The sequence below is a fragment of the Methylobacterium platani genome, assembly GCF_001653715.1.
Taxonomy (GTDB): domain Bacteria; phylum Pseudomonadota; class Alphaproteobacteria; order Rhizobiales; family Beijerinckiaceae; genus Methylobacterium; species Methylobacterium platani.
On record NZ_LWHQ01000033.1, the window covers coordinates 19,936 to 27,173 of the forward strand.

General features: G+C 68.1%; 7 protein-coding genes. 3 read left to right on the forward strand and 4 right to left on the reverse strand.

All coding sequences use genetic code 11. The features are described from left to right. Positions 1-387 precede the first annotated feature (387 nt). On the forward strand, positions 388-1,080 hold the full coding sequence (locus A5481_RS16425; protein WP_048436538.1) for a GntR family transcriptional regulator: 693 nt from the start codon (positions 388-390) through the stop codon (positions 1,078-1,080). 226 nt (positions 1,081-1,306) lie between these two features. Here the strand turns inward: A5481_RS16425 and A5481_RS16430 are convergent, their stop codons facing one another. Genes A5481_RS16430 through A5481_RS16445 form a run of 4 tightly spaced genes read right to left on the reverse strand, consistent with a single transcriptional unit; the run spans position 1,307 to position 5,424 of the window. Beyond that, positions 1,307-2,554, reverse strand: coding sequence for a M20 family metallo-hydrolase (locus A5481_RS16430; protein WP_048436537.1), 1,248 nt, complete (start codon positions 2,552-2,554; stop codon positions 1,307-1,309). 2 nt (positions 2,555-2,556) lie between these two features. Next, the gene (locus tag A5481_RS16435) at positions 2,557-3,438 is read right to left on the reverse strand and encodes an alpha/beta fold hydrolase (protein WP_064504053.1); all 882 of its coding nucleotides are present in this window, start codon (positions 3,436-3,438) and stop codon (positions 2,557-2,559) included. Positions 3,439-3,448: 10 nt separating this feature from the next. Next, positions 3,449-4,231 carry an SDR family oxidoreductase gene (locus A5481_RS16440; protein ID WP_048437260.1) on the reverse strand — a complete coding sequence of 261 codons (783 nt, stop codon included), beginning with the start codon at positions 4,229-4,231 and terminating at the stop codon, positions 3,449-3,451. Between the two features lie 44 nt (positions 4,232-4,275). Next, positions 4,276-5,424 (reverse strand): pyridoxal phosphate-dependent aminotransferase, encoded by a 1,149-nt coding sequence (locus A5481_RS16445; RefSeq protein WP_280818908.1) that lies wholly within the window; start codon positions 5,422-5,424, stop codon positions 4,276-4,278. Between the two features lie 169 nt (positions 5,425-5,593). Here A5481_RS16445 and A5481_RS16450 point away from each other — a divergent pair, with 169 nt between their 5' ends. Beyond that, entirely contained in the window at positions 5,594-6,679 is a 1,086-nt protein-coding gene (locus A5481_RS16450) for an ABC transporter substrate-binding protein (protein WP_048437258.1), read from the forward strand. After that, on the forward strand, positions 6,679-7,238 hold a 560-nt coding region (locus A5481_RS16455; RefSeq protein WP_156655631.1), incomplete at its 3' end, for an ABC transporter ATP-binding protein. The genes A5481_RS16450 and A5481_RS16455, both read left to right, overlap by 1 nt.

The following is a 7,238-nucleotide window of genomic DNA, read 5'->3' on the forward strand; positions in this document are numbered from 1 at the left end:
CTGCCTCGGGCGCGGCAGCCCGATCGATGCCGCAGGTTTTCGCATGTTCGGCAAACTGTCAACAGTTTGCCAGAGTAATCGGCGGTTTCATGGCTCGGGCCATCCGAAACCAGGTGCTGCCTACACGGGACGCCGCTTCACATCGCCCAGGAGCCAAGGAGCCAAGGAGCCAAGGAGGAATTTTCGCCGCGTAGGCCCGGCGGCCGCCGATCCATCTTGGTAGTAAGATGGCGGAAGTGGCGTCAGCACGTGCGGCGGCCCTCAGCTTACTCATGGCCCGCGCGGTGCCAGACCCGACGCGTGGACGCCCCTTCCATCGCCCAGCTGCCCATCCGGTTGACAGTTTGCACAGAACGTGAGTTCGTGGCCCGGCATTCCGGTGACCGAATGAGCAATCTCTATCCAATCTCGTCCACCTCCCTCGTCGACGAGGCGTTCACGAAGCTCGTGGAAGCCATTACGTCAGGCGAGTTCTTGCCGGGTGAGCGCCTCTCCGAGGCGAAGCTGGCGCGCCAGCTCGGGATCAGCCGGGGGCCGCTGCGCGAGGCCCTGCATCGGCTTGAGGGCCGGCTCGTCGTGCGCACTCCGCGGATCGGCGTGCGGGTGGTCGCCTTCGACCGCGATACCCTCGAGCAGCTCTTCCTCGTCCGCGAGGCGCTCGAGGGGATGGCGGCACGCCTCGCAGCCGAACGCATGACGGGGCGGGAGCAGGACGAGCTCGCCGACCTGCTCGACCGCCACGCCGAGCAACCGGACGTCGCCTCCGGCAGGAGCTACGTTCAGGGTCGCACGGACGAGGATTTCCATTTCGCCATCGTGCGCGGCGCGCGCAACCCGCGCCTGGAACAGCTTCTCCTCGACGAGGTCTACTACCAGTTGCGGCTTCAGCGCCTGCGCTCGAGCACCCGTCCCGGGCGGGCCCAGGCTGCCCTATCCGAGCACCGGGAGATCCTCGCAGGCCTGCAATCCCGTGACCCGGATCGGGCGGAGAGCGCCATGCGCAAGCACATCCGCAGCGCCCGTTTCAGCGCACTGGCCGATATCGACGCCACTCGCTCCGCGACCGCGAAGACGGCCTGATACGACTTCCGGACGATCACGTCCGGAAACAGTATCACCAGCCCGCGCGGCGCCTGAGCGAAGCCGATTTCCGCTTTGCGAAGCAATCAATCGGAAAGCGTATGACAGCCGCCGCACGTTCGACGAGCAGGCTGAGATCGTGAGGCTCGTCGAGCGCCGCCGCGACCGCGACGTGTCGTTCACCCGGGCCGGTACCAGCAGCAGCCTTAAGGTGTCCTGCCGCTAGTCAGCTCTCATCCCGATTCGCCAACTGCCACAAAACGTCGGTCAGCACCCGTGCTCCGGCCGTGAGATCGTCCGGCTCCGCCCACTCCGCCGGATTGTGGCTGACCCCGTCGCGACATGGCACGAAAATCATGCCGGTCGGACACACGTAATGCAGTTGCCGGGCGTCATGACCGGCGGCCGAGAGGATGTCGCGATGCGCAAGGCCGAGGTTGCCGGCCGCCCTTGCGATGGCCCCCCGTACGATGGGCGAAAACGTGAGTGACGGATTGTGCTGGATCTGCCGCACGGACGCGGCGCAAGGTCCCCGCTCACCTTCGATGATGGCGCGGATCGCGGCATCGAGCCGGTCGACCACGGCATTGTCCGGGTGGCGCAGGTCGATGGAGAACAGCACCTCCGCGGGAACGACGGAGGGGGCATTCGGCGTCACCTCGATCATCCCGACGGTGAGCTTGGTGTCGGCGGGATCGGAAGCGGCCCGGTCGATGGCGGCGATCATCCGCACCGCGGCCATTACGGCGTCACGCCGCTCGTGGCGCTCGGCCGTACCGGCATGCGCGGCCTCGCCGGTGACGCGCACGCGGTAGCGGCGGGTGCCCTGAATTCCGGTCACAATGCCGATCGGAATGCCCTCACGCTCCAAGATCGGGCCCTGCTCGATATGAGGCTCGACGAAGGCCGCGATCGGACGCCGGAACGGGCGCTGCGGCACGTCCCTGTCGGCAGCGAGCACTGCCGTTAGGGCATCGCCCTGCGTGATCCCCGATGCGTCGCGGATCGTCGCGGCCTCCGCCAGCGTCCGTGACCCCGTGAAGAGATCCGAGCCGGTCATGCCGGGGGAAAACCGGCAGCCCTCCTCGTTCGTGAAGGCGACGATCTCGATCGCGCGTTCCGGCACCAAGCCTGCAGCCAGCATCGCCTCGACGGCCTCGAAGGCGGCCATCACCCCGAAAGCCCCGTCGAAGCGGCCGCCCGTCGGCTGGGAATCGATGTGCGAGCCGGCCATGACGGGGGAGCGATCCGACTGCCGGCCAGAATACCGCAGGAAAAGGTTCGCGGCCGCATCCGTGTACGGTTCGAGCCCGAGCGAGCGGCCGAGCGCCACCAGATGGGCGCGGGCGGCGATCTCGATCTCGGTCAGGGTCTGGCGGTCGACGCCGCCATCCGGGTGGGCGCCGAACTGACTCAGCTCCATCAGGCGCCGCCAGAGGCGGGCACCGTCGACGTGATCGGACGGGCGCGCCATGTTCAGCGCGTCCGCATGATTTCGGCCGGGTTGGCACGTGGGTCGCGCGGGCCCCAGCGGCCGCTCTCCACCTGGGCTAGGAACTCTGCCAGGATCTGGTTGAAGAGCATCGGCTCCTCGAGGTTCAGGGTGTGGCCGGTCTTCGGCAGGACCGCGAGGCCCGAGGCCGGCACCGTCCGCTTGAGGAAGAAGCCAGGCTGCAGGCAATGGTCGTCCTCGTCTCCAACCACGACCAGCAGTGGCGCGGCCATCGCGCGGAACTCGTCCTCCAGGTCGTAGAGCGAGGGGCGCCGCATCTGCACGCCGCGCATCGTGTTGGCCGCCCCCCGGCTGTCATGCTGTCCGAGGCGATCGGCGAAGACCTGCCAGCCGCGCGGGTCCTTGTCCTGGAACTGCACCCGCGAGGCGCCCTCGGCGTAGATCTTGGAGAAGGCCGGCGCACCCTTCGTCTCGAAATTGGTCGCGACCTGCTCCGAGATGCCCTTGAAGTAGTCCTCGTGCGCCTTCTCGGCGCCGTAGCCGGCGCCGGCGGCGGTGATCGAGCGCACTCGGCCGGGATGGCGCAGGCCGGCATGCAGGACGGCGAAGCCCCCCATCGACAGGCCGACGAGATGCGCGGTCTCGATGCCCGCCGCGTCCATGACCGCGATGATGTCGTCGGCCGCGATCGCCTGTGAGTAGGCATCGACGGAATCCGGGATGTCGGAGGGCGGGAAGCCGCGTGCCGCGAAGGTCACGCAGCGGTGCCGGCGCGAGAAGAAGTTCATCTGCGGCTCCCAGCTCCAGTGGTTGCCGCCGAATTCGTGAACGAAGACGATGGGCGTCCCGCGCCCCGCCTCCTCGAAGTAGAGCTGGACGCCGTCGCTCGCGCTCGCCTTGGGCATGGGGCTCCTCTCAGACGACGGTGCGGCGGGAGGCGATGCCGCCATCCACGGTAAAGACGGTGCCGGAGGTGTAGCCGGAGCGGAACGAGGCGAGGAACAGGAAGAGGTCGGTGATCTCGTGCACCTTGGCCGGCCGCTTCAGGGGATAGCGCACCAGCAGCTCCTCGTAGCGCGCCGCGTCGCCGAGCTCGTTCTCGGCGAACTTGCGCAGCATGGTGTAGATGCGCGAGGTGTCGACGGGTCCCGGATTGACGCCGACGACCCGGATGTTGTCGTCGAGGCTCCGTCCGCCGAGCGCCCGGGTCATCGCCATGATCGATGCGTTGCCGGCAGCGCCCTCGATGTAGTTCGGGTCGCAGACCTCGCCGCCATTGCCGATGTTGTTGAGGATCACGCCGCCGCCGCGCGCCTTCATGCGCGGATAGACGAGCCGGATCATGTCGGCGTAGCCGAAGCCCTTGAGGGCCCAGCCCTCGCGCCATTTCCGCGCGTCGACGTCGAAGAGCGAGCCGCTCGGGATCACCCCGGCATTGTTGATCAGGATGTCGACGTCGCCCGCCTCCGCGACGATCCGCTCGCAGGCGCCGTCCTGCGTCATGTCGATCGCCGTGACGCCGACCGCGACCCGGTGCTCCGCCTCGATCGCGCGCTTGAGCGCGTCGAGCTTGTCGGCCGACCGCGCCGTCAGGTGAAGCGGGCAGCCTTCGGCCGCGAAAGCATGGGCGAGGCCCTCGCCGATGCCCTGCGAAGCGCCGGTGATCAGGACAGTCTTGCCCTGGAGGTGGAGATCCATGGTCGTGTCGTCCTCGTGATCGTATCGTGAGCCGGGGCCGGTCTTCAGAAGAGCTTGACGTCCGCGTTCATGCCGCGGGCCCGCTCGATCATCGCCGGCAGGAGGTCGACGAATTCCTCGACCCAGGCGCGCGGCACCGAGACCGAGACCTTCACGAACCGGTCGCCGAAATTCGGCGTGTGGTAGGAGCCCTGCCGGATCATGATCCGGCGCTCCTGGTAGGCGGCGACGAGCGCCTCAGGGCTGATGCCGAGGCCGCCGGTCTCGAGCACGACGAAGTTCCCGTTCGAGGGATAGACCGGCATGACGAGGCCCGGGATGCGGTCGCAGGCCTCCTTGATCAGCGTCTGGTTGCCCCGCTGCTCGGCGAGCACGGCTGGAAACCACTCGTCCTTGATCGCGAGCCCCGCCATGGCGGCGCGCTGGGCGAGGATGCTGGAGCCCAGGTTGTTCGGCGGGGCCGCGGCCAGGCGCTCGGCCATGTCGGGATGCGCGATCACCGCGCCGACCCGGAGACCCGCGAGGCCGAGCCACTTCGAGAAGCTGTAGATCGTGAGCGTGCGCTCCGGATCGAGCTTGGCCGCGAGATGATGCGCGTGCGCGAAGTGCCGGTAGGTGCAGTCGTGGATGAGGTAGGCCCCGGCCTTGCGGACGATCTCCACGATCGCGGCGATCTCCTCGGCCGTGCAGGCCGTGCCGAGGGGATTGTTCGGGTCGACGAGGTAGACGACCTTGGTCCGCGGTCCCATCGCGGCCTCGAGCCGGGCGGGGTCGAGGCGGTAGCCGTGCTCGGGGCCGTAGATCGGGATCTGCCGCACCGTGGCGCCGACCGAGCGGGCGAAGGCCATCGGCCAGTTCCAGGTCGGGTCGGTCGTGACGAACTCGTCGCCCGGCGCGAGCAGCGTGTGGCAGACGTGATAGAGCGAGGCGACGGCCCCGTCCGAGACGAGGGCGGACTGCCCCTCGAGGCCGAAATCGGCCACGATTCCCGCCCGCAGCGCCTCGAAGCCCGCGGGCGGCGCGTAGACGTGGAATCCCTCGTCCCGAATGCACCGCTCCATCGCCTCCCGCACCGCCGGGTGGCTTTGCGCATGGTTGGTGTTCTGCCCGAGCCAGCGCAGGTCGGGCGTGTTCACCAGCGCGTCGAAATGAGCGTTCCGCGCCTCGAAGGCTCGCATGGTCAGGCTCTCCATCCGGGGACTAACAGATACCCTGCACCGATTGGCATGCAAGAACAAAAATCTGGCACACAGTTTGGCGAGATGGCATGCATTTAGGCGCCGATGGCATCCGATTATGCATGCGATTCAAGAACTGACATGCCATGATGCGGGCCATCGCGGAGAGAGCCGGGAGGGTGGAATGCTGACGAGACGGCGGGTTCTGGCAGGTATCGGCGCGGCGGCCGGTGCCGCTTCTCTCGGTGGTTTCCCCCGCCCGGCCCTGGCGCAGGCGACGAAGGTCACCTTCACGACGTCCTGGATCCCGGAGGGCCCGAACCTCTTCGCCACGGTCGCTCGCGACAAGGGCTTCTGGAAGAAGCACGGGCTCGACGTCAGCGTCGCGCGCGGCTCTGGATCCGGCGCGGCGGCCCAGGCGGTCGCGGCCGGGACCTTCGATTTCGGGATGGCCGCGACGCCGACGGCGATCATCCAGGCCTCGCGCAACCTGCCGATCACCTGCATCGGGCAGATCAATTACGACGCGCTGATGGGCATCGCGGTGCTGGCCGCCTCGCCGATCAAGTCCCCGAAGGACCTCGAGGGCCGCAAGCTCGGCGCGAGCGTCACGTCCGGGGAATACCCGTTCCTGCCGCTCTATGCCGAGAAGGCGGGGTTCGACCTGAAGAAGGTCGACCTCGTTCAGATCGACGGCAAGGTCCGCGAGCGGTCGCTCGTCGAGAAGCAGGTCGACGCGGTCTCGTCCTTCGCGACGAGCACGCTGCCCTCCCTCGTCCCCCTCGGCACGGAGCTACGCTTCATGCTGTTCCGGGAGGCGGGCCTCGACTTCTACGGCCAGTCCCTGATCACCCAGCCCGCCCGGATCGAGAAGGATCCCGGCCTGACGGAAGCCTTCGTGGCCGGCGCCATGGAGGCGATCCGGTTCACCATGACGGACTTCGACGAGGCGGTGGCTCTGTTCCTCAAGGCCAACAGCGAGGTTGCGATCAGCTCGACCGGCAAGGCCTATGCACGGATCGGCCTCGGGCTCACCAACCTGACCAACCTCGTGCCCGAGGTGAAGGAGAAGGGCTTCGGCTACGCCGACCCGGCCAAGGTGGCGACAATGACCGACGTCGTCGTGCGCTACGGGGCGGGCGACAAGGCGGTACGGCCCGATCCCGCCGCCCTGTTCACGAACCGGTTCGCTGGTTCGGTCAAGCTCGAGGGCAAGGACCTCGCGGCGGCGGAGGCCCAGGCGGTGCCCTACCGGAAGTACCTGATCTGATGGCGGCGCAACCCAACCTCCGCGGCGCGAACGTGCCGTTGGTCCCGCCCGCCCCTGCGGCGCCGCTCCTGCGGATCGCGCAGGTCGAAAAGGTTTATGGCGGCCGCCAGGGGCCTGTTCGGGCGGTCGCTTCTGCGAGCCTCGAGATCGGGCGCGGCGAGTTCGTCTCGCTGCTCGGCCCGAGCGGTTGCGGGAAGAGCACGCTCCTCATGATGATCGCCGGGCTCGAGACGCCGACGAGCGGCATGATCGAGCTCGACGGGAGCCGCGTGGTCCGGCCGCGTCGCGACATCGGCATCATCTTCCAGGACGCAACCCTCCTGCCCTGGAAGTCCACGCTTGAGAACGTGCTGTTTCCGATCCGGATCCTCAAGTTGCCGCTCGCGCCCTATCGTGAGCGCGCGCGCGAGCTCCTGGCCATGGTGGGTCTGGGAGGCTTCGAGAACCACAAGCCGTCCCAGTTGTCGGGGGGCATGCGCCAGCGCGTCGCCATCTGCCGGGCCCTGATCCACGATCCCGCGATCCTGCTCATGGACGAGCCCTTCAGCGCCCTCGACGC

Excerpts from the sequence above, each read along its gene's own strand:
- A5481_RS16430 (WP_048436537.1), bottom strand. The coding sequence starts at position 2,554 with ATGGCGCGCCCGTCCGATCACGTCGACGGTGCCCGCCTCTGGCGGCGC.
- A5481_RS16445 (WP_280818908.1), bottom strand. The coding sequence starts at position 5,424 with ATGGAGAGCCTGACCATGCGAGCCTTCGAGGCGCGGAACGCTCATTTC.
- A5481_RS16450 (WP_048437258.1), top strand. The coding sequence starts at position 5,594 with ATGCTGACGAGACGGCGGGTTCTGGCAGGTATCGGCGCGGCGGCCGGT.
- A5481_RS16425 (WP_048436538.1), top strand. The coding sequence starts at position 388 with ATGAGCAATCTCTATCCAATCTCGTCCACCTCCCTCGTCGACGAGGCG.
- A5481_RS16435 (WP_064504053.1), bottom strand. The coding sequence starts at position 3,438 with ATGCCCAAGGCGAGCGCGAGCGACGGCGTCCAGCTCTACTTCGAGGAG.
- A5481_RS16440 (WP_048437260.1), bottom strand. The coding sequence starts at position 4,231 with ATGGATCTCCACCTCCAGGGCAAGACTGTCCTGATCACCGGCGCTTCG.